At 68.2% G+C, this 22104-nt stretch carries 15 protein-coding genes; 6 read left to right on the top strand and 9 right to left on the bottom strand.

What is annotated here, in order from left to right:
- Positions 1–18 precede the first annotated feature (18 nt).
- From QUE38_RS10085 to QUE38_RS10075, 3 genes are all read right to left on the bottom strand, one after another.
- A complete protein-coding gene (locus QUE38_RS10085; RefSeq protein ID WP_286307910.1) occupies positions 19–1542 on the bottom strand; it encodes an ABC transporter substrate-binding protein in 1524 nt (507 codons plus the stop codon).
- A gap of 176 nt (positions 1543–1718) precedes the next feature.
- Positions 1719–3458, bottom strand: coding sequence for a DUF5605 domain-containing protein (locus QUE38_RS10080; protein ID WP_286307908.1), 1740 nt, complete (start codon positions 3456–3458; stop codon positions 1719–1721).
- 69 nt (positions 3459–3527) lie between these two features.
- Positions 3528–6437: an alpha-L-rhamnosidase gene (locus QUE38_RS10075; RefSeq protein ID WP_459076950.1), complete on the bottom strand. Its 2910-nt coding sequence runs from the start codon at positions 6435–6437 to the stop codon at positions 3528–3530.
- 51 nt (positions 6438–6488) lie between these two features.
- Here QUE38_RS10075 and QUE38_RS10070 point away from each other — a divergent pair, with 51 nt between their 5' ends.
- Complete coding sequence (locus QUE38_RS10070) at positions 6489–7499, top strand: LacI family DNA-binding transcriptional regulator (protein ID WP_286307904.1); 1011 nt, start codon at positions 6489–6491, stop codon at positions 7497–7499.
- Between the two features lie 3 nt (positions 7500–7502).
- On the opposite strand, the gene QUE38_RS10065 is transcribed toward QUE38_RS10070, so the two are convergent.
- Entirely contained in the window at positions 7503–9809 is a 2307-nt protein-coding gene (locus QUE38_RS10065; RefSeq protein WP_286307902.1) for a glycoside hydrolase family 3 N-terminal domain-containing protein, read from the bottom strand.
- Positions 9806–10852, bottom strand: a complete 1047-nt coding sequence (locus tag QUE38_RS10060) for a nucleoside hydrolase (RefSeq protein ID WP_286307901.1) — start codon at positions 10850–10852, stop codon at positions 9806–9808. The genes QUE38_RS10065 and QUE38_RS10060 overlap by 4 nt, the downstream gene beginning before the upstream one ends.
- 268 nt (positions 10853–11120) lie before the next feature.
- Between QUE38_RS10060 and QUE38_RS10055 the strand changes: the two genes are divergently transcribed.
- A complete protein-coding gene (locus QUE38_RS10055) occupies positions 11121–12632 on the top strand; it encodes an MFS transporter (RefSeq protein ID WP_286307900.1) in 1512 nt (503 codons plus the stop codon).
- A gap of 196 nt (positions 12633–12828) precedes the next feature.
- Here QUE38_RS10055 and QUE38_RS10050 read toward each other — a convergent pair whose 3' ends face one another.
- Positions 12829–14547, bottom strand: coding sequence for a PKD domain-containing protein (locus tag QUE38_RS10050; protein ID WP_286307897.1), 1719 nt, complete (start codon positions 14545–14547; stop codon positions 12829–12831).
- 311 nt (positions 14548–14858) lie between these two features.
- Here QUE38_RS10050 and QUE38_RS10045 point away from each other — a divergent pair, with 311 nt between their 5' ends.
- The 3 genes from QUE38_RS10045 (at position 14859) to QUE38_RS10035 (ending at position 17476) form a co-directional block, all read left to right on the top strand.
- Positions 14859–15812: an ornithine cyclodeaminase family protein gene (locus QUE38_RS10045; RefSeq protein ID WP_286307895.1), complete on the top strand. Its 954-nt coding sequence runs from the start codon at positions 14859–14861 to the stop codon at positions 15810–15812.
- On the top strand, positions 15812–16801 hold the full coding sequence (locus QUE38_RS10040) for a proline racemase family protein (protein WP_286307893.1): 990 nt from the start codon (positions 15812–15814) through the stop codon (positions 16799–16801). The genes QUE38_RS10045 and QUE38_RS10040 overlap by 1 nt, the downstream gene beginning before the upstream one ends.
- Positions 16802–16900: 99 nt before the next feature.
- Positions 16901–17476: a TetR/AcrR family transcriptional regulator gene (locus QUE38_RS10035; RefSeq protein ID WP_286307891.1), complete on the top strand. Its 576-nt coding sequence runs from the start codon at positions 16901–16903 to the stop codon at positions 17474–17476.
- A gap of 58 nt (positions 17477–17534) precedes the next feature.
- Here QUE38_RS10035 and QUE38_RS10030 read toward each other — a convergent pair whose 3' ends face one another.
- The 3 genes from QUE38_RS10030 to QUE38_RS10020 all read right to left on the bottom strand — a co-directional run bounded on the left by QUE38_RS10030 (position 17535) and on the right by QUE38_RS10020 (position 19781).
- Complete coding sequence (locus QUE38_RS10030) at positions 17535–18272, bottom strand: SDR family oxidoreductase (RefSeq protein ID WP_286307890.1); 738 nt, start codon at positions 18270–18272, stop codon at positions 17535–17537.
- A gap of 32 nt (positions 18273–18304) precedes the next feature.
- Complete coding sequence (locus tag QUE38_RS10025; protein WP_286307888.1) at positions 18305–19102, bottom strand: SDR family NAD(P)-dependent oxidoreductase; 798 nt, start codon at positions 19100–19102, stop codon at positions 18305–18307.
- 154 nt (positions 19103–19256) lie between these two features.
- Entirely contained in the window at positions 19257–19781 is a 525-nt protein-coding gene (locus tag QUE38_RS10020; protein ID WP_286307886.1) for a TetR/AcrR family transcriptional regulator, read from the bottom strand.
- 139 nt (positions 19782–19920) lie between these two features.
- Between QUE38_RS10020 and QUE38_RS10015 the strand changes: the two genes are divergently transcribed.
- Entirely contained in the window at positions 19921–22086 is a 2166-nt protein-coding gene (locus tag QUE38_RS10015) for a hypothetical protein (protein WP_286307884.1), read from the top strand.
- Positions 22087–22104 lie beyond the last annotated feature (18 nt).

The following is a 22104-nucleotide window of genomic DNA, read 5'->3' as shown; positions in this document are numbered from 1 at the left end:
ACCTCGACCGCCGGTGGCCTACTGGAAGTCGATCAGCTTCGGGTGGAGGCCGTTCGGGTCGCTGACGTCGGTGACGGTGACCTTGTCCGCGTTGTAGGCGTAGTAGTTGTACGGCGACAGGATCGGCACGAACCAGGCGTTGTCGACCAGGTACTGGTTGATCTCCTGCTGCGCGGCGATCTGCTGCGCCTCGTCGCCGGTCACGATCTCCTCCCAGAGCGCGTCGATCGTCTCGTTCGGCTGGTGGAGCACGTTCCAGAATCCGGTGTCGAGCACGTGCACGGTGATGTCCTCGACCGACGTCTGGCCGCCGACCTGCCACACGGGCACGGGGTAGTCGCCGGACAGAAGCGTCGCGATCGCGTCAGGGCCGCTCAGCGCATCCTGCTCCAGCGTGATGTTGAGTTCGGCGAGCTGCTGAGTCAGGTAGGGAATGATGACCGTCCAGCCCTGACCCTCCATGGTGGGGATCGTCATCGTGAAGCCGTCCTCGTAGCCGGCCTCGGCCATGAGCGCCTTCGCCTCCTCCACGTCGTAGGGGTACGGCTCGTCGATGTCGAGAATCGCCTGGCTGTTGAGCTGGAACGGCTGCCAGATGGGCTCGGCGTGGCCGTCCCACAGCTGGTCGACGACCGCCTGCTTGTCGATCACCATGTTCATGGCCTGACGCACCCGCACATCTCCGAGCGCGGGGATGACCTCGCCGAGACGATCCGTGAGGTGGATCATCAGCAGCCCTGCCTGTACCCCGGTGATCTCCATCCCCGAGCTCTCGGCCTCGTCATACGTGGTCGCCGAGATGATCGTTCCGTCGATCTGGCCGGTCTTCAGCGCATTCAGGCTCGCCGTCTCGTCCTCGAGCACACGCAGCTCGAGCGTCTCGTACGGGTAGGCGTCGGTGTTCCAGTAGTCGTCGTTCTTGACCAGGGTGTAGGCGGAGCCGGGCGTGCTGGCCGCGGCGTCGTAGGTGTAGGGTCCCGAGCCGACGGGGCTCGTGTCGCGGTCATCCGACTCGATGAAGTCGATGCTCGCGAGGTACGGCGAGCACACGCGAACGTTCATGAGCGGCTGCGGTTCCGGCCACGAGATGGTGATCGTCTGCGGATCGGCGATCTCGTAGGTGATGTCGCCGTATCGGTCGGATGCGGTCTCCTTCACGACGTCGTACGAGGCGGCGACGGACTCGGCGTCGACGGGCGTGCCGTCCGAGTAGGTGGCGCCCTCACGAAGCGTCGCGGTGAACGAGCGGTTGTCCTCGCTGATCTCCCACGACTCGGCGGCGGCGGCGGTGAGTTCCCCACCGGGCAGGCAGCGCACGAGCGGCTCGTAGACCGCTTCGATGCCCCAGCTCTGATAGGGCGGCTGGTCGACGATGTCCCAGCCTCCGGTGAGATCGGCGGTCATGCCGAGGGTCAGCTTCGCGTACGTGTCGTCGCCGCCAGTCGTCTCGCCGCTGTCGTCGCCGGTGCATCCGGCCAGGGCGATCACTGCGGCAGCCGGCAGTGCGAGGGCCGCGAGGGTGCGGCGCTTGGTGATTCGCATGTCAACTCCCTTGTTGGAATGGTCGCCGGCGTCATGCCGGCGGAGGAACCTCGGTGCAGGTGTGTGCTGTTCCCGGTGATGACCGTACGGAGGGCCTCGAACGGGGTGCAACGGCCTCTCTGGTTATTGCGCAACTCACCTGCACTTGTTGCGCAATAACCTTCGAGGTGGGTGCGTCAGGCCGAAGCCGACTCGGCGATCCAGCGGATCGCGGTGTGCGGACGCCCGGGCAGCTCGACGCGGACCGCACCCTCGTGCAGACCGGCCACCGGCTCGATCGTCATGTTCCACGCGTCGATGACCTCGATGCGGGCGCGCACGCCGTCTGGCACCGTGACGGTACGGAACGCGGGCTGGCCCCCACCGAAGGAGATCAGGACGTACTCCCCGGCCACGCCGGCATGGACGGCGTCGAAGTCGGAGGGCAGCGGCTCCAGGCGACCGGTCGGCGAGTCGGCGATCAGCGACTGCAGGAATGCGATGCGCGCAGGGCTTGCTCCGCGCAACTCGCCGCCCTTGGCCCAGAACACGACGTCACCCTCGGCCCAGTACGTCTCGCCGTGGGTCGCGTAGCCGCCGCTCATCGCGATGGCCCAGAACCGCGCGACCTCCTCCTCGGCGGTGAGGAAGCCCCACCCCTGGTCGATGTCACCCTCGTAGCCGCACTCGTCGACCACCACGGGCTTGCTCCATGCCCGACGCCACTCCCGGACCTTGCCGCCGAGCAGCTCTCCGTACTGGATGCTTGCATGCGTCGCCCACGGCGAGGAGTAGTCCCAGATGTCGACCCAGTTGTGGATCGACAGCGGGTGGTCGAACGGGTCGTTCTCGCGCACCAGCGTGCCGATGCGATCCCAGTCCTCCGCATCCTTCGTCAGGAGCAGGTCGTACTCGTTGGCGAGCGACCACCAGACGTTCGGGTAGGCGGCGAGGCGGCGCACGACGTACGCCACGTACCGGTCGTCGACTGCTGCGCCGAGCTCCGCGAAGCCCCACCGGTCGTACGGGTGGAAGAAGATGAGGTCCGCCTGGATGCCGAGTCCGTCGAGCTGGTCGATGCGCTTCTCGAGGTGGCGGAAGAAGTCCAGGTCGAAGCGGGTCGTGTCCCACCCGTCGCCCTCACGTGGGAAGACGAAGCGCTCGGGCTCGTTCTCGTTGTAGATGAAGTGCTTGGGGAACAGGCCCATCCGCAGCTTGTTGAAGGATGTCTGCGCCAACGCGGCCAGGGTCTGCTCCTGGCGCTCGTCCTCCTGGTGGGTCCAGGCGTACGACGTCGTCCCGGCCGGGACGAAGGGCGTCCCGTCGGCGTGCGCGAAGTGCATCCCGTCCGCGTGCACGGCGCCCGGGGCGTCGCCCGGCACGATCTCGAGCACGCCGTCGATCCCGTCGAGCGAGCGCGCGTTCGACGCGGTGACGAACGTCCATGCACCCGGAACCGGCGGCAGGAAGCGGATCAGGTATCGGCCGTCGCCGTCGTAGAAGCCGCCGACGTGCAGTTCGCGCTCGCCGAACGTGAACACCGCGGTGAGGTCCACGTCGACGAACGGGTTGCCGTGGCTGGGGCCGGCGATCGCGAGCTCGGCCATGCGATTCGCCGCCGCGCCCACCGGGAGCGTGACGTCGGCGCTCGCGGGCGCGACGTCGTCGCCCTCGTAGTCGGAGGTCGGGACGATCGGCTCGCCGACCGGCGGACGCGGGGTCCGGTCCTCGATCCCGCCGAGCGCTGCGACGAGCTCAGCGATCCGCGGGTCGCCGCCATCGAGGATCACACCGAGGATGCGCGCGAGCGGGAAGGATGTCTCGCCGTTCGCGAGCGGCGAGTCGAGCACCTCGGGCGCAATCCCCCGGATCGCCTCCCGGGCGTCGGCCTGCGCCACCACATCGGCGATGTTCGAACGGGCGTGGAATGTCGGCATGTGTGTCTCCTTGTTCGGGTCGCACCACGACGGCGTGTCGCGACGCATGGGTTCGATTTCGTCAGGTGGTCAGTCGAGGATCTTCGCGAGCGCGTCCTTGGCCGCGTCGGACGGCCAGAACCGCGTCCACACCGCGTCGCCGATCGCGGCGGCGGGGTGGTCGTACATCGGTTCGAGCAGACGGGCGATCCGCACGTCGGAGTCGATGACCCCCATCTCCGACGACACTTCGACGAGCCGGTCCCACAATGCTTCGTCGTCGACGATGTCGCGGATGGTCTTCGGGGCGACCGCCTCGATGGACGGTTCGGCGAGGCGCCACTCGTGGCGCCCATGTCCGACCTCCACCGCCGGCTGACCCCACGGCAGTTCGACGACCCCCGTCGTGCCGACGGGGAGCTCGACCTCCAGCGTCCATTCGCCGTTCTCGCGCAACCAGGCCACGCTCGCCATCCCGTATGGCGTGCGATGGCTGGCCGCTGCGCGCGTGAGCGCCTTCGGCGGCACCGGACGGACGGCGATGGTCCGGTAGCCAGCGTTCGACGGCGCGAGGCCGGCGACGCGTCGGTGCAGCCAGTCGACGACACTGCCGAGCGCGTAGTGGTTGAACGACGTCATACCGCTGCCGTTGACGCTGCCGTCCGGCAGCATGCTGTCCCAGCGCTCCCACACGGTGGTGGCGCCCATCGTGACCGGGTACAGCCACGACGGAACCCGGGTCTGGAGCAGCAGGCGGTGGGCGATCTCGGCATACCCGGTGTCCGTGAGCGCGTCGCAGATGATCGGCGTTCCGACGAAACCGGTGGCGATCCGGAACCCCGATGCACGGACCAGGTCTGCGAGCCGGGCCGCGGCTCGCGCGCGCAGCGCCGGCTCCTCGATCAGGTTCCAATGAAGCGCGAGCGCGTACACCGTCTGGGCATCTGAGAAGACCAGCCCGGACCCCGTGACGAACTCGCGCACGAACGCCGCGCGGACCGCGGCTGCGAGTGCGTCGTACTCCTGCGCGAGGCCATCCGCCCCGACCACCTCAGCCGCCCACGCGACGATCTGCGCGGACCGGGCGAAGTGGGCCGTGGCGACGACATTCGGATCGGCCTTGGCACGCGCCGCGTCCTCCTCGGGTGCCGTCGGATCGAGCCAGTCGCCGAACTGCGCGCCGCCGCGCCACACCAGGTCGTCTCCGGCCTCGGCTCGAATGCAGTCGACCCACGCCTTCATGCTCGGCAGCTGGCGCTCCAGGACGTTGCGGTCTCCGGTGCGCTCCCAGATCGTCCACGGGACGATGGTTGCGGCGTCCCCCCACGCGGCCCCGGGTGACCACGAGAGCTCGGTGCGCAGGATGTCGGGGACGACGTGCGGCACACGGCCACGCTCGTCCTGCTCCGCGGCGAGGTCGGCCAACCAGGATGTGAGGAACCCTGCGGAGTCGTAGAGGAAGGATGCCGTCGGCGCGAAGATCTGGATATCGCCGGTCCAGCCGAGTCGCTCATCCCGCTGCGGGCAGTCGGTGGGCACATCGAGGAAGTTTCCGCGCATGCCCCATACGACGTTCTCGTGGAAGCGGTCGAGCAGTTCGTGCGAAGACGTGAACCACCCGGTGCGCTCGAGGTCGCTTCCCAGCACGACCGCGTCGAAGTCCTCGGCGCGCACGTCGTCCAGGCCCGTCACGTCGATGTAGCGGAAGCCGTGGAACGTGAAGCAAGGCTCGAGCGTCTCCGACCCGGCTCCGCTCAGGTAGTACGTGTCGGTGGCCCTGGCACTGCGCAGCGGCTCGATCGCGAGTTCACCGCGCTCGAGCACCTCGGCATGGCGCACGACGACCTCGTCGCCGGTCGCAGCACCGCGCGCGGTGATGCGCACCCAGCCGACCACATTCTGCCCGAAGTCCACGACCGTGCGGCCCGACGGCGAGATCGAGACGGATGCCGCCGGGATGACCTCGGTCACCCGCATCGGCGGGCCGTCCTCGCCCACCAGGAGGGCGAGGTCGGCCTCCACCGATTCGACCGGCTGCGCGAAGGGCGCGTCCGAGTCGACCCGCAGGTCGGTGGTCTGGCCGTCGTAGATGTCGTCGCACAGAATGCCGGTGGCCCGTGCCCGCCACTGCTCGTCGGTGCCGAGCACGTGCACGGTGCCGTCCTCGGTCGTCACCTCGAGCTGCGCGAGGGCAGCGAGCCGATCGCCGTAGATCGCGCGCTTGCCGAGGAAGCCGAAGCGCCCGCGCCACCAGCCGTTGCCGAGCGTGATGTCGAGAGTGTTGGCACCCTGGTGGATGAGGTCGGTGACGTCGTACACCCGGGTGCGCAGTCGCTCCTGGTACGCGGTCCAGCCGGGGGCGAGCACCGTGTCGTCGACCTGCATGCCGTTCATGCGCGCGGTGTACACGCCGTGTGCGGTGGCGTGCAGGCGCGCCTTGGCGACCTTGCCCGGGATGTCGATCCTGCCGCGCAGTTCGGGCGCTGCCTGGCGGAGACCGCCGATGCCGACCGGCGAGATGAATCGCGCGCTCCACTCCGCCTCGCCGAGCAGCCCCGCCTCGACGGTCGCCGCCGGGCTCCACTCGCTCCATTCGTCCCGGCGCGCACCGCGCACGCGCACTCGGACCGTGGCGGACTCCCGCGAGTCCAGTGGTGCGTCCGGCCACGCGACGAGCACCTGTTCATCTGAATCGACGACCCAGCGTCGCGACGTGCCATCGCGCTGGATGTCGAGCTCGTACGCGGCCTGTCGGTAGTCGGCGGGGGCGGTCGCGACCGTCCACGACAGGCGGGGGTCGGGGTGGCGATGCCGAGCACCGGACCGGCGTCCGTGCGGTGCTCGAAACGCGGGGCGGTAGGTGCCGAGAGGTCGGCCATGACTGTCTCCTGACGCGGTGGTTCGGGAGGATGGTAGGCAGGCCCGCTGGAGGGCGACAACGCGATCGCCTGAATTTGCGCAATTCACGGCGGATCGACGAGGGTTCCACCACGGGAGCATGCGGCGCGGTATCCTCGATGCCGATATTTGCGCAAACACGAAGGAGTGGGGATGTCGGAACCTGCGACGACGGTCACGCTCAAGGACGTCGCCGAGGCCGCCGGCGTGTCGGTCGGCACGGCGTCGCGCGCGCTCTCGGGGAGGGGCGACCTGACCCGAGGTACCCGGGAGCGCGTCGCGGAGATCGCTCGGACGCTCGGCTACGAGCGCTCGAGCGGCCCCCGCGGCCGCCCGACGACCCTCGATCCCCGCCTCATAGAATTCGTGCTCGGGAGCTTCGACGACGCGTGGACCGACGCGATGACCACCGGAGCCCGCGAAGCTGCGTTCCGGCTCGGATTCGACCTGGTGCTCACCCTCGACCGCCCGGACCCCTCGGACGACTGGCCGACCCGCGTCGCCACCCGCCGCCCGACGGGCGTCGTCATCGGCATCATCCGCCCCACGGCGAGTCAGCTCGCCCAGATCCGCGGACTGCGCATCCCGATCGTGCTGCTCGACCCGATGTCGGACCCCGAAGGCGAGCTCGCCAGCGTGGGAACCACCGACTGGCAGGGCGGCTACGACGCCGGCGCACACCTGGCCGGCTGCGACGTCGAACGGTTCGCCGTGGTCACGGGCGTGCCGCGCTACCGATTCGGTCGCGCGCGCGAGGAGGGCTTCCGTCAGGCGATCGCCGAGCTCCGCCCGGACGCGGAGATCGCACATGTCGACTCGCGCTGGACCGATTCCCCGCTCACCGCCGACCTGATGAAACTCGTGACCGACAAGTCGCGCGTCGGGGTGTTCGCGTGCAACGACGAGATGGCACTGGCGGTCTATCGCGCCGCCGCGCGAGCGGGCAAGCGGATCCCCGAGGACCTCAGCGTCGTCGGCTTCAACGACGAGCCGCGCGCCGCGAGCTCGCGGCCCCCGCTGACGAGCGTCCACCAACCGCTGCGCGACATGGCGGCGCGCGCGATCGAGCTCGTCCCCGAACTGCGCCGCCACGACGACGCCGTGCACGACCGCATCGAGCTTCCGTGCACGCTCGTCGTGCGGGGCTCGACGAGACCACGCTGAGCGCTACTCGACGGCCCCCTCAGCTGCGATGCCCGTCACCGCGAACTCGCACGCGAGCGTTGCTGCCGAACTGCCGCCCACCCACACGTCGAACTCCGTTGCATCCTGCACCCACTCCCGGGTCGCGGCACTCCAGTACCTCAGCTCGGCGGGGCCGATGTCGAACGTGACGGTACGGGTGTCCCCGGCGCCGATCGACACGCGCGAGAATCCCTTCAGTTCTCGCACTGGACGAGACGCCCGACCGTGCCGCTGATGCAGGTAGAGCTGCACGACCTCATCGGCATCGCGACCGGACGTGTTCGTGACGTCGACCGCGACGGTGACCGCACCTCCGATGGGGATGGCTTCTCGGTCCACCCTCAGGTCGGTGTACTCGAACGAGCCGTAGCCGAGTCCATGGCCGAACGGGTACAGCGGGGTCGACTCCTCGTCCCAATACCGCTTGTCGGCATTCTGCGGTTCGAACGTGTTCAGATGCGCGTACGTCACCGGTACATGGCCGACGTGACGCGGCCACGTGAATGGCAGTCGGCCGGCAGGCGATGCCTCGCCGAACAGCAGCGCGGCGATGGCCTCGCCGCCTCGGGTGCCCGGGTACCAGACCTGCGCGATCGCGGGGACGTTGTCGTCGGCCCAGCGCAGGTCGAGCGGGCGTCCAGACATCACCAGCAGCACGATCGGGGTGCCGGTCGCAGCGATCCGCTGAAGTTGCTCGAGCTGCCGCCCCGGGAGATCCAGGCTCGAGCGCGAGGCCAACTCGCCGATCTGGTTCTGTCGCTCGCCGACGACGACCACGGCGATGTCGGACGCGTCCGCCAGTGCCACCGCGCGTTCGATCTCGGCGTCGTCGTCGTAGTCCGCTGGCGTGACGGCGAGGTGTCGGTCGGACCCGTCGAACAACGACGGATACAGGCGGCCGGGGATGCTCGCGCCGGGCGCATGCGCGACGGTGGCCGCATCGCCGACCTGGGCGCGAATGCCGTCGAGGATCGTGACCGTCTCGTCGATGTCGTAGGCGAACACCCACGGCCCGATGGTGTCGCGTGGGCTGTCGGCAAGCTGGCCGATCACTGCGATCGACTCGCGGGCGGCCGGATCCAGCGGCAGGATCGCGTCGTTCTTCAGCAGCACCGTCGACCGCGTCGCGGCGTCCTTGGCCCGTTCGCGATGCGCGGGGTCGGCGAGCACTTCGACGGCAGCGGTCTCGTCGACGTACGGGTGCTCGAAGAGGCCGAGCTCGATCTTCGCGGTGAGCACGCGGCGCACCGCGGCATCGAGCACCGCCTCGTCGACCTGCCCCGCTGCGACGGCGGCAGGCAGGTTCGCAAAGGCCGGGTCGAACATGCACATCTCCATGTCGAGGCCGGCGTTGACGGCGCGCACCGCGGCGTCGTGTGACGAGGCTGCGAAATGCTGCGTCTGGAGCGACTTCACCGCGTTCGCATCGGAGACGGTGAACCCGTCGAATCCGAGTTCCCCGCGCAGCACCTGCGTGAGCAGCCAGGGATTACCGCTTGCGGGAACTCCATTGAGGTCCATGTACGCACTCATGATGTTGCCGGCGCCGGCCTCGATCGCTGCGCGGAACGGCGGCAGGTAGACGTTGTAGAACTCGGAATCGCTGATCTCCGCGTCCTCGTAGTCGCGACCACCACGTGCCGCGCCGTACCCGGCGAAGTGCTTCGGACCCGCGAGGATCCGGTCGGAGCCGAGATCCCCCTGGAACCCGCGAACTTGAGCCGCCGCAACCTTGGCAGCCAGATAGGGGTCCTCCCCGGCGCCCTCGACGATGCGCCCCCAGCGAGCGTCGCGCGCGACGTCGATCATCGGCGCGAACGCCCAGTGGATCCCGTGCGCGCGAGCCTCACGCGCCGCGACGGCCTGCGCAGTCTCGATGGTCTCCGGGTTCCACGACGCGGCGAGAGCGATCGGCACGGGGAAGATCGTGCGCATCCCGTGAATGACATCGAACCCGAACATCAGCGGGATGCCCAGCCTGCTCTCGTCGACCGCGTAGCGCTGCAGACGGTTTGCCAATTGCGGGTCCGACACGAACAACGCGGAACCGGCACGGCCGGATGCGATCGCCGAGGTGACCAGCTTCGACTGTCGAGCGGCCGACTGCTGCTCGCCGGGGAGCGCCTCGATCTCGTCATCCGTCAACGCGTCGCTCGTTCCGAAGTAGAAGTACTGGGTGAGCTGGCCGGCCTTCTCTTCCAGGGTCATCCGGGAGATGAGGTCGTCGACGCGTACGTCGACAGGGCGCAGAGCGCCCACCGTGCGATCGGAAGTGGTTTCGGTGTTCATCGCGCTTCCTTGGAGACTTCGCCCGGGGCGTCCTGCCAGCGGCCGAATTCGGCGAGTTTCAGGTACATGTCCTCGAACATGAGCCGCGTGTCGACCCACGTGTACACGCGCATCGGGCGAGCGCCCTCGACCGGGTGGTATCCGCCGTCGTCGTCGATCGCAGGGGTGGGCATCGTGACGTGACGACTCGACGACGGGTCGGGCTCGAACACGGACTGCAACGCGGTCAGCAGCACCAGCGGCGAATCGCCCAGCGCGTAGGACTCGGACACACCGCCCATGTGCGAGCCGACCAGACCCGTCACAGCGACGATCTCGTCGTACAGGTACCGACCCAGGGGCCCCGTGGCCGCGACGCGCATGCGCAGTTCTGCATCCGACACGAGGCACTGCCGATAGACGTCGCGCGGGATCTGCCAGATCGTGATGCCGGAGGCGAAGACGACCTGACCTGCGGTGACGTCGATCAGCAGGTTGTACTCGACCGGCATCGCATTCGGCGGCGGTACCGCAAGACCGTCGTGCTCGGCGCCGCCGATCCAGATGAGCGTCATCCGCTCGGCGATGCGCGGCTCGGTCAGCAGCGCCGAGGCGAGGTCGGTGAGGCCGCCGCCGGCCACGTAGAAGAGCGTCCGCTCATCGTCGCGCAGCGCCTCCGCGATGATCGCGTCGACGGCGGGCGCCGGCTGCGGAATCGTCGACTCCGTGAGTGCGTCGTTGGACCCGCGCACGATGCGGTCGGTCGAGGCGAGCCCCATCCGTCCGAACAGATCACGCGCGACGGTCTCCGCGTTCTCGGCTCCACGGCCGCTGGGATCGAACGGGTCGTCAGGGCGAAGGTGCGAGGCGACGACGAGCGGGATTTGGACGCTCGGCGAGAGCAGGTGATGGACGAGCTGATACAGATCGTCGGGGTCGCCGGCGAAGTCGTTGTCGATGATCACGCGAGCGTGTGGCGGCGAGGCCGGCGGAATCACCTGCCACGGCGTCTCGCCGAGGTGCCACTTGGACGACACGGCGGGCGTTCCGGGGATGCGGGTCATCGGTGTGCTTCTCCTTGTTTCACGCCCAGTGCGGGCTCGACCGCCGCTCGCAGTGAGGCAGACGGCGAGCCTGCTCGTCGAGCGCGCGAGAGAGCCACGGGATCGCACCAACCCTGCCACGGCGAGAGAGTCGGGATGGGAACCCGCACGCACTCTTGCGCAAAAGAACATGATCTTCGGGCGAAGGCTTGTCTACGAATAACGCATGACGTACCGTTTTCAACGACGCGCGGTGTGCGCGGCCAAACTGGATGAACAGGACTTGACGATGACGTCGACACGCAACCCGGAATCCGATGCGAAGGCCTCCACTGAGGATCGCGCGGCAGAGAAGGCGCTCGCCAAGCAGGACCGCGTCTCGATCTGGCGCGTGATCCCCTGGTCGGCACCGGCATTCTCGATGAATGCCCTGATCGTGCTGACCGGCTACTTCACGATCTACGCCACAGACACTCTCGCCCTCAACCCGGCAATCGTGGGTGGACTGCTGGTCGCCGCGAAGATCATCGATGCGGTCGGTGCGCTGCTCAGCGGATGGATCGTCGACCGGGCTCCGGAGACACGGTGGGGCAAGGCGCGCCCGTTCGAGCTCAGCGTCATCGCGTGCTGGGCTCTGACGGCGTTCATGTTCTCCACGCCGGGTGCGCTGGGGGACGTCGCCAAGTACGCCTGGATCTTCACGTCCTACCTCTTCCTCACCGCGCTGTTCATGCCGCTGTTCAACGCGAACAACGCGCTGTACACGGCGCGCGTCTTCCCTCGACGGGCGCAGTATGGCGACGTGTCGGCGAAGATGGGCCTCATCACGGTGATCGTGGCGATCTTCATCACGGTCGGAATGCCGATCGCGGTGGGCGCGGCCGGCAAGGACCCTGCGGCGTGGTCGTTCGTCGCGATCTGCATGGCGGTGCCGTTCACCCTCATCGGCCTGGTGCGCTTCTGGGTGTTCAAGGAGCGGCCCGACGCCCCGGAGTCGGACGCCGAGCCCGTGCGCCTGCGCGACATCTTCCTCGTCCTGCGCACGAACCCGTACATGTGGGTGCTCTCGGCGATGTCCCTGCTGGTGGGCATCTACGCGGCGAACGTCGCGCTCTCGTACTACTTCCGCTACATCGTGGGCGACCTGGCCCTGCAGGGGATCGTCGCGATCTCGTTCGTCGCGCTGATCCCGCTGATGTTCTTCTTCCCGGCGCTCATCCGCAGGTTCTCGGTCTCGCGCATGATCGCGGTGTCGAGCTTCCTGGGTGCGATCGGGTTCCTGGTGATGATCTTCGCCGGCGACAACATCCCGATCATCATGGTCTCGTCCGTACTCACCGCACTCGCGGCGCTGCCAGTCAACTTCCTCGCCCCGATCCTCATCATCGACAACTCCACCTACAACGAGTGGAAGGGCAACCGTCGCCTGGAGAGCGTCGGCGGCGCGCTGTACTCGTTCTCCTCGACGGTGGGCCAGGCGATCGCGTCGGGCATCGGCGGTGCGGTGCTGGCGATCGCCGGCTACAACGGCGTCCTCGACGTCCAGTCCGCGGAAGCCGAGTCGGCGATCGTCGCACTGGCCAGCTGGATCCCGGCCATCTTCGCGGCGCTCGTCGGCATCGTCGCGCTCTACTACCACCGTCTGGAAGGCCGCATCAAGGAGATCAGCGCCGAGGTGATCGCGCGCCGCGAGCAGTCCGCCACCGAGGCCACCCCCGGCTCTGCCGTGGGCGGGACCGAAGCGGTGCGCACGGTGCGCACCGAGCGCAACGCACCGTTCAGCCGGCGCAAGAACGACTGACCGAGCGTAGATCCCCACGCGGCGCCCCGAGCGAACAGCTCGGGGCGCTGCGTCATGCGCGGCCGTCAGAGTACGTGCGAGCCGCGCACACCGCCGCGCCGTCGATGTTCCCGAACCGGCCCCGGGACATCGGCAGGCACCGCGGAGCGGAGGGATGCCCCGGCCGGCAAGCACCCCTCCGCTCCGAAGCCGGCGCCTACTCGGTCACGACCACGCGGACGCGGTCGATGTTCTGCAGGAGCGCGTACTCGGCGTCGACATCGCCGTTGCGTTCGGCTGCGACCTTCACGCTCACGAAATACGTGCCGGGCTCGCTGAACACGTGCTTCGTCGAAACTGTCGCGTTCTTCTTCGCGGAGGCGACTCCCCGGGCATCGTAGGTGCCGTCCCCGTCGAAGTCCCACTCCGCGGTGATGATCAGCCCACCGCCTCGAGGGGCGCGAGCAGTCGCCACGATCGGAACCGCTTGGCCCACCTTTGCAGTGATGATCTGGCCGCCGCCGGTGGTGATGTCGACGCTGGGCTGCAGGCCGTCACGCTCGTGCGCCTTGTCGGAGATGACGATCTGCGCGTCTTCGATCGTGTACCGGGTGGATGCCGGCGCCGCGGCGCCGCCTTCGGCCCATGTCGCGATGTCCCGCAGCGCCTGTTCCACGATGCCGTACCAGTCGACCGCGTACGTCGCTCGTTCTCCGCTGGGAACCGCATCCTGGTGGTCTGCGTGGTCGGTGAAGTAGAGGCGGTAGTTGTCGGACGTTGCGGCGCCCAGACTCTCCTCGATCCGCTGGCGGTACCAGTCGGTGTGAATCGGCAGGGCGTCGGTGTCGTACAGGTTCGACACGGCGATCACTTTTCCGTTCACCGAGCCGTCGAACGCGGCGAACCCGGACACGAACCCCGAGAAGCCGGGCTCGCCCACGGCGCGCTGCGGATGGATCGGAGAGCCATCCGGATTGCGGAACTGGTCGAGGGCGATCCACCCCGTGCCGTCGGCCGGCAGCTGGTAGCGATAGGCGAACCGTTTGGCGATGTTCCAGCGATGTCCGACGCTGTCGCCCATCTCGAGAAGTGCGGCACGAACGCGCTCTCCGAGCGGGGAGTCCTCCGTGCCGAGATATCCAGGCGAGTTCCAGAAGTCGTCGACGTAGGTCGGGTCGTACGACAGCGGGTCGTCGCTGCTGAGGCCCCCGGTGCCGTAGAACTGCTCGTCGTAGCCGAAGAGGTACTCGGGGTTCTCCCATGCCTTGACCGGGATGCCGAGCTTGGCCACCTCCTCGTACAGCGCGCTCTCGGCTTCGTCCAGGACCGCATGAGGATCGCCACTGCCGCCCGGCATGAGCGCGTCGCGAATGAGGTCGGCCTTGTCCGCCAGGATGAGTTCTGCGGCAGCGCGTCCGTTGAAGTTGTAGCTGTTGGGCGTCGGCACCGCCTGCACCATCGGCACGAAGCCCTGCCACACTCCATCGGTGTTCTCCGCGGCGCCCACCGTCTGGAAGGACCCGCCGCTGGGTCCGTAGAGGTAGCCGTAGATCGGTTCGTCACTGCTGTAGTAGTCGGCGGCGACGGTCTCGGCGAACTTGGCCGCAGCGGCCGCGTGGCGGTAGCCGAGCGACAGCGACGTGTTCCCCGCCTGCACGGCGTACCCGCCGCTCGCCAGCGCGAATCCGATCGCGCGATCGGTCGCCTCCGCCAAGTTCACGCCTGGCGTGAACACGGTCGGGTACGTGTACTGGAAGAACCGGCCCTCCCACTTCACCTTGTCCGCTTCGGCGTGAAGGTAGATCGTGAACTGGATGTCGGTACCTTCGAAGTGACCCGCCACCCGGTGGTGCGGCACGGGTGAGGTCTCGTCGGTCATCGCGTCGATCACGGGATTCGCGTAGGTCGGGTCGACGCAGTCCGCGGTCACATGCATCGGCGATCCGAACCCGGGATCCACGCAGGCAACGGGCTCGGCCGCTGCGGGGATCGCCGGCAGGATCGCCGCGGCGAGGGCGATTGCGGCGCCGAGCGCGACAGGGGCGCGGCGCACAGGGGATGTTCGGGTCACGGTTCCTCCAACTTCATCGGTGGGCTGCGCACGGCTAGCGTGTGCGCTCCGCCCCGCTCGCGCGGCGGCGGTCAGCGACCGAGGCTAGATGGCTGGCTCATGTGCGACAATCGAGCGCCCGACTATTGCGCAACAACCATGCACCACCCGAGGTGACCGCCGATAGGGTGACACCCGTGTCCGACCGCCCCTCCATTCGCGTCATCGGCGCGGAGGACATCCGCGCCTCCTTGCCGATGCGCGACGCGATCGATGCGGTACGTCGGGCCCTCGCGCTCGTCGATGCGAACGCGCAGCCGCCGCGCTCGTCGCCGCCTCTGGTGGGGGGACAGTTCCTGTTGATGCCGAGTGAGCTCGGATCGTTTGCGGGGTGCAAGGTGCTGACCGTCGCCGATCCGCAGAACGTGCACGCACCGCACCGGATCCAGGGATTGATGCTGCTGTTCGATTCCAGCTCTCTGTCGCCGACCGCCGTGCTGGACGGTGCGGCACTCACATCACTGCGCACACCGGCGGTCTCGGCAGCCATGGCCGACCTGGTGACACCCGACGACGCATCCTCCCTCGCGGTGTTCGGTACGGGACCGCAAGCACGCAGGCACGTCGAAGCCCTGGCCGCCATCCGTCCCCTGTCCCGCATCCACGTGATCGGGCGGACTCCCGACCGGGGCGCCCGGGCCGCCGCGACCTGGAGAGGCGAAGGCATCGAGGCCGTTGCCGCAGCGCCCGGAATCGCCGCCGAGTGCGACATCGTGCTGTGCGCGACCACGGCGACCGAGCCGCTGCTCACCTCGGGGGACGTTGCGTCGCGGGCGACCGTGATCGCGATCGGTTCACACGAGCCGCACCGTCGGGAGCTCCCCGGCGGACTCCTCGAGCGCAGTCAGGTGATCGTCGAGGGACGCGCGGTGGCGACCGCCGAGGCCGGCGACGTGATCATGGCCATCGCCGAGGGACATCTGCACGAGGACCAGCTGATCACCATCCGAGCGATCGCGTCTGGTGCGACGTCGGTGAACTTCGATTCCCCGCGCGTGGTGAAGACCTGCGGGATGGCCTGGCAGGATCTGGTCATCGCAGCCGCCGTCTCCACCCGGCTCGACACTCACGCCCCGGAGGCCGACCGCTGATGACTCCCAGCATCACCACACAGGACTGGCACACCGCGGGCGAGCCGTTTCGCATCGTCACCTCGGTCGAGACGGAGGGCGAATCGGTGGCCGAGCGGCGGATGCATGCCGCGGCGGGAGAGCCCGACCGCGTCCGCCGATTCCTGTGTCTCGAACCACGTGGACACGACGACATGTACGGCGGCTTCATCACTCCGCCTGACGATGCGGGAGCGGACTTCGGGGTCGTCTTCTGGCACAAGGACGGATTCTCGACTGCCTGTGGGCACGGCACCATGGCGCTGGGCGCTTGGGCGGTCACCACCGGCCGCGTCACTGCTCCCGACGACGGCGAAGCAGTCGTCACGATCGACGTGCCGAGCGGCCGAGTGCAAGCGCGAGTGCAACGCACACGAGGACGAACCACCGGCGTGATCTTCCGAAGCGTGGAGTCCCGAGTGCTGCAGCGAGAGATCACCCTCGAGACCACCCGCGGCATCGTGACTGTCGATCTCGTCTACGGCGGTGCCATCTACGCCACGCTCGCCGCGGACTCGGTCGGGCTCACGGTGCAGCCGGAACATGTCACGGACCTGATCGCCATCGGACGGGAGATCAAGTGGGCACTCAACGACCACCCCGCCGCACAACTCGAAGACCCTCGACTCGGCGGGGTCTACGGGACAGTCCTGTTCGATGACCTGGGGAGGAACGAGACCGGCCCCTGGCAGCGCAACGTCACGATCTTCGCCGACGGGCAGGTCGACCGGTCACCCTGCGGGTCCGGAACGGCAGCGCGGACCGCGCTGCTCGCATCAACCGGAGCGCTCACCGATGGCGAGCGCCTCACGCACGACTCGATCATCGGAACACGGTTCCACTCCCGCATCGCCGAGACGACCCCCGATGGCGTGATCCCCGAGATCGCCGGAACTGCTCATCCGATCGGCACCTGCAGCTTCGCCCTCGCCGACGACGATCCCCTGCCCCGAGGATTCAGCCTCCGCTGAGCTCCCGCTCCCGTTCGCGAGCGGCACAGTCGCCTCACCGCAGCGCCGCCTGCGCTCGGGCCGCCGTCCTTGCGAGACGCGGCCCCGTAGAGTCATCCCATGCCCGAACCCACCCGCGTGATCGCACAGACCGCTGTGAGGAACTCCCTCGTGCAGGCGACCCTCGATCTGGTGAGCGAGCGCGGCTACGAGAACGTGACACTGGAAGACCTCGCGGCAGCGACCGGGGTATCCCGCAGCACGTACCTCCGGCACGTGGGGTCGAAGGCGGATGCGGTCGTCGAAGGACTGATGAATGTCGGGGACCGGGTCGCCGACAGGTTGAGGGAGCGTCCGCACGACGAGGACACGTGGACCGCATTGCGGCGATCGCTCGACGACGTCGTCGAGGCGCAGTCCGGGGCGTCGGAACGGGCGCTCGACCTGCTCGCAACCACCTGGACGAGCCCTTCCCTGAGTGCAGCGATGTGGCTGCGCCGCACCTCGTGGCGTTCAGCACTGGCTGCTGCGCTCGCAGAGCGCGAACCTCACCTCACGCTGCTCGCGAGCCACACGGCCGCCGCGGCAGCCCTCGGATGCCTCGATGTTGCGCTCGAACTGTGGTCGGCGAGCCATCCGCACACGCCCTTCTCAGAAGTGCTCGACGAGGCGTTCCGAGCAATCACCCTCACGTGACGGCAGGAGACAGGCGGGGACTCCGCCCCGACGCCACCCATTGCCTCACCATCCGCGCTCAGTAGCGAGCGAGCCCGGCGCTTTCTCCGCCATCCGCCACGAACTCCGCTCCGGTAGAGAACGACGACTCGTCGCTCGCGAGGAACAGCACGAGCTTGCTGAGCTCCTCCATCTCACCGACGCGGTGCAGCGCAACATGATCCTGGGGGAACTCGATCCCCGCAACCATCGGCGTCCGGATGAGCCCCGGGTGCACCGTGTTCACCCGGATGTTGTAGCGGCCGAGGTCCAGCGCCGCATTCTTCGTGAGACCGCGCAGCCCGAACTTCGAGGCGTTGTAGCCGGTGATCTTCTCGTATCCCTGGAGGCCGGCATCGGATGACACGTTGATGATCGAGCCTCGACCCGATGCCTTCAGCGCCTCAGCCGCCGCGCGGATGCCGTAGAACGCACCCGACAGGTTGACCGCGATCACCAGGTCCCAGTCCTCGATCGAGTGCTCGTCGATCGGTGCGCTCTTGACGAGGCCCGCGTTGTTGATCAGGATGTCGAGACCCCCGAATACGCCGACCGCTGTGGCAACCGCGTCCTCCCACTGCCCGTAGTCGCGGACGTCGAGGTGCACGTAGCGCACGCGCTCGCCCAACTCCGCGGCGAGCGCTGCACCGTCGTCATCGAGGATGTCGCCGATGACCACCGATGCGCCCTCCGCCAGCAACAGCCGCGCATGGGAGGCCCCCATTCCGCGCGCGGCGCCCGTGATCAGTGCAACCTTGCCGTCGACCCGACCTGTCATGTGACTCATCCTTCTCTTCGGGATGCCGCGCCTCAGCGCCCGGCATCCATGTTGGATCCGCCGTCGACCATGAGCGTGTGCCCCGTCATGAAGCTCGACGCATCGCTCGCGAGGAACACCGCGACCGAGGCGACCTCGTCGCCGCCACCGAAGCGGTGAAGCGGGATCTGCGACAACATCCCCTCGAGCTGTTCCTCGCCCGCCCGCTCGAGGAAGCCCTTCATCGCAGGGGTGTCGAATGCTGCGGGGCAGATCGCGTTCACCCGTACGCCGTCCCTGCCCCACTCTCGTGCGACCACGCGCGTGGTCGCACGAATCGCCTCCTTCGCCGCCGCGTACGAGAAGTGGTTCACGTTGCCGGAGACGCCGGCCCCGGATCCGAGGTTGATGACACGTCCGCCGCGCGCTCTCAGCGTCTCAGAGCAGGCCTGCAAGAAGTAGTAGGTGCCGAAAAGACCGCTGGTGAGTTGCGTCAACAGGTGCTCGTCGTCGGTCTCCATGAACGGCTTCTGGACCATTCGCACGTTCTGGGCGTTGTTGACGAGGACGTCGACGCCACCGAACTCGGCGACGACCTTCTCGACTGTGGCGTCGACCTGGTCGCGCTTGCTGACATCGCAGGTGATCGCGACTCCCGCGGCGCCGTAGTCGGCGAGTTCCCCAGCGACCGCAGCAGCCGTCTCGGGGTTGATATCGACGACGGCGACGCGGGCTCCGGCCTGCGTCAAGGCGATCGCGATGTCGCGCCCGAGGCCCTGCCCCGCGCCCGTGACGATGGCCGTCTTGTCGGCGAGCGCCCCTTCGAGGAATGCGAGATTGCGCTGGGTCATTGAGGAAGCCTCCCCGGTTGATGATGACACGCCATTTCATTTACGAAACGCAGTATCACCATACCTCGCTCGGCAGAACTCCGCCTACGCGCCGTGTGGCGAATGCGGAGGCTTGCGCATCCGACGGCGACCACTGAACACCGGCACTCAGTGATTACCGCGCGAGGAGCCCGAGTCGCTGCAACAAGTAGGTCATGTTCTCGCGCACGTCGATCTCAGGGTCGAACATCCGCTGGGTGCGCAGACCGTCCCAGGCCGCGTAGACGAGCGCAGCGATGCGCTGCGGGTCGGCATCGTCGGGCACCTCACCTCGCGCGCGAAGCTCCTCCACCGCCGAGACGACGATCCGGCGGATGGCTTCGTAGCGGTATCGGAAGAACTCGTGGGCGGGATGATCGGACTCGGTGGCGTCACCGGTGAGGCGGAGCATCAGCTGCGGCATGCCGGGTGACGCCGTCTCGTGGTCCACCGCGATGAGGATGCGCTCCACGAGATCGGCGGCGAAGTCACTGTGCTCGGGGTCGATGTCGACGACGTTGCGATCGTCCTGGAAACGGAGGATCTCAGTGAAGAGGGCATCCTTCGATCCGAAGTAGTGGAGCAGCCCGTTCTGGCTCAGCCCGACGGCGTCAGCCAATTGCTTGACGGTGGCGCCGGAGTACCCCTCGCGAGCGATCACGTCGGCGGCGACTCCGAGGATCTCGGCGCGCTTCGCCCGCCCTTTCGCGTACGGTCCCCGTGCTGCCATGCGTACACGATATCCGCGGCCGACACGCGCTGGCGGCTGAAATGAGGATGTCGCGCGGTTTTCGTCGACGATGGGCTTGCTTCGATCAATACCGCATGTCATGCTGGATTCAACTCTTCGGACGGACGCAGGCGTCCCGGACACCCGCAGCGGTGTCGCGACGGCCTCGTCCCCGAGATGGTTCGTGAAGGGAAACAACGTGACGATCGACCAAGGCCTGCCAGCGATCGCGTCGGAGTCGATGACCGCGCGCGACTGGGACTTCCACACCGACGACGAACTCTTCTCGAGCCCGTACGTCGACGTCGATGAACTGCGCGAGCACCCGGTGCCGCACCGCTACATCCACGGCGGGTTCCAGTCGACGGACACGCTCTTCTCGTTCTACTTCCCGACGAGCCAGGCGTACGAGGGCCGGTTCTTCCAGCACGTCACCCCGTTCCCGCAGAGTGAGCACCTCGGTCCAGAGACTCCCCTCGCGTACAACAAGGTCGCATTCGCGCACGCCAGTGGCGCCTACTTCGTCGAGACCAACGGCGGAGGGTCGAAGGCCGGCGACCCGTTCTCAGGAGTCGACCCGACGATCTCGGCGTACCGTGCCAATGCCGCGTCCGCCCGATTCTCGCGCGTCGTCGCCCAGGCGCTGTTCGGTGAGCACCGCGTCTACGGCTACCTCTACGGCGGCAGCGGTGGCGGGTACCGCACCATCGGCTCGGCGGAGAACACCGTGGGAGCGTGGGACGGCTTCGCGCCGCACGTGATCGGCAGCTCGATGGCGATCCCCAACGTCTTCTCAGTGCGCATGCACGCCCTGCGCATCCTTCGCGACCGTTTCCCCGAGATCGTCGACGCCTACGACGCCGGCGGTGATCCGGGCGCACTCGAGCTGACCGACGAGGAGCGCGCCGCGTTCGATGAGGTGACCAAGATGGGCTTCCCGCCGCGATCGTGGTTCGGCTGGGCGACGATGGACCTGCATGGCTTCAGCGCTCTCTACCCGGGAGTGATCGCCGCAGACCCGACCTACACCACCGATTTCTGGTCGGTGGACGGCTACCTCGGCGCCGACCCGGACGCCTCCGTGCACCGTGATCGCGTCCAGCTTCGCACCACCGCCGTCGAGTTCGTCCCCGAGACGCAGGCTGACGGTGATGCCGTGTCGGGTGGCGTCGACGAGTCCTTCAAGGCCGGAGGGACCACCGGCAGGATCACGGCGGTCCGGCTCGCCGAAGCGGCGACGGGCTGGATCCTCGGCGCCGAATTGCGGATCGTCAGCGGGGACGCCGCGGGCCAGGCCGTGCGCCTGGCCGGCGTCGACGGCGACCTCGCGCGCATCGAGGCGTGGAACGGCGCCCTGCCCGACGGCTTCGTCGTCGGCGACGAGGTCGTGCTCGACAACTCGAACTTCCTCGCGGTGCAGACGTACCACCGCCACCAGGTGCCCGGACCCGGGTTCCCCGTCTGGGATCAGTTCCGCGACGACAACGGCGAACCGCTCTATCCCCAGCGTCCGATGCTGCTCGGTCCGCTCATGAGCAAGGGCGCCACCGGCGTGGAGATGACCGGCCGCATCCAGGGCAAGATGATCGTGATCGAGGCCGGCCTCGACCGCGAGGCGTTCCCGTGGCAAGCCGACTGGTACCGCAGCCTCGTCCGCTCGGAACTGGGCGCGGCGGCCGACGACCAGCTCAGGGTCTGGGTGCACGAGAACGCGCTACACGGCGATGAGGGACCGCAGGAGTTCCCCGGGCACAGCGTGCCCTACCTCGGCACCCTCGAGGCCTCGCTGCGCCAGCTCGCCGCCTGGGTCGAGAAGGGAACCGAGCCGTCACCGTCGACGAACTACACGATCGTGGATGGTCAGGTGTCGATCCCCGCGGAGGCGTCCGGTCGAGGTGGGGTCCAGCCTGTCGCGAGTCTCAGTGCGAACGGCGAGACCCGCTGCGAGGTGCGGGTCGGGCAGCCGGTGACCCTGCAGCTGACCGCCGAAGCCGTGGAGGGCGTCGTCGCCGAGGCCTACGAGGTGTTGACCTCCCCGGACGGAACCACGAGCATCGGCGAGCCGTTCGAGTTCGAGGCATCCCGGGTGGTCTCACTCGAGTGGGAACGCACGTTCGACGTCACCGGCACGCACTTCCTCGCCGTGCGCTACGCCGCGCAGACGGACGGCGACGCGACGAGCCGCCACGCGCGCTCCGAGAACGTCATCCGCGCCCGTATCGTCGTCGGAGACTGAACGCTGCCGCGCTGAGGG

Source organism: Agromyces mangrovi (assembly GCF_030296695.1).
Lineage (GTDB): Bacteria > Actinomycetota > Actinomycetes > Actinomycetales > Microbacteriaceae > Agromyces > Agromyces mangrovi.
Note: the sequence above shows the minus strand (reverse complement) of the source record. Positions and strands in the feature narration are given on the sequence as shown.

Coding starts and splice junctions, on each gene's coding strand:
- QUE38_RS10085 (WP_286307910.1), bottom strand. CDS start 1,542: ATGCGAATCACCAAGCGCCGCACCCTCGCGGCCCTCGCACTGCCGGCT.
- QUE38_RS10080 (WP_286307908.1), bottom strand. CDS start 3,458: ATGCCGACATTCCACGCCCGTTCGAACATCGCCGATGTGGTGGCGCAG.
- QUE38_RS10075 (WP_459076950.1), bottom strand. CDS start 6,437: ATGCTCCCGTGGTGGAACCCTCGTCGATCCGCCGTGAATTGCGCAAAT.
- QUE38_RS10070 (WP_286307904.1), top strand. CDS start 6,489: ATGTCGGAACCTGCGACGACGGTCACGCTCAAGGACGTCGCCGAGGCC.
- QUE38_RS10065 (WP_286307902.1), bottom strand. CDS start 9,809: ATGAACACCGAAACCACTTCCGATCGCACGGTGGGCGCTCTGCGCCCT.
- QUE38_RS10060 (WP_286307901.1), bottom strand. CDS start 10,852: ATGACCCGCATCCCCGGAACGCCCGCCGTGTCGTCCAAGTGGCACCTC.
- QUE38_RS10055 (WP_286307900.1), top strand. CDS start 11,121: ATGACGTCGACACGCAACCCGGAATCCGATGCGAAGGCCTCCACTGAG.
- QUE38_RS10050 (WP_286307897.1), bottom strand. CDS start 14,547: ATGCATGTGACCGCGGACTGCGTCGACCCGACCTACGCGAATCCCGTG.
- QUE38_RS10040 (WP_286307893.1), top strand. CDS start 15,812: ATGACTCCCAGCATCACCACACAGGACTGGCACACCGCGGGCGAGCCG.
- QUE38_RS10035 (WP_286307891.1), top strand. CDS start 16,901: ATGCCCGAACCCACCCGCGTGATCGCACAGACCGCTGTGAGGAACTCC.
- QUE38_RS10030 (WP_286307890.1), bottom strand. CDS start 18,272: ATGACAGGTCGGGTCGACGGCAAGGTTGCACTGATCACGGGCGCCGCG.
- QUE38_RS10025 (WP_286307888.1), bottom strand. CDS start 19,102: ATGACCCAGCGCAATCTCGCATTCCTCGAAGGGGCGCTCGCCGACAAG.
- QUE38_RS10015 (WP_286307884.1), top strand. CDS start 19,921: ATGGGCTTGCTTCGATCAATACCGCATGTCATGCTGGATTCAACTCTT.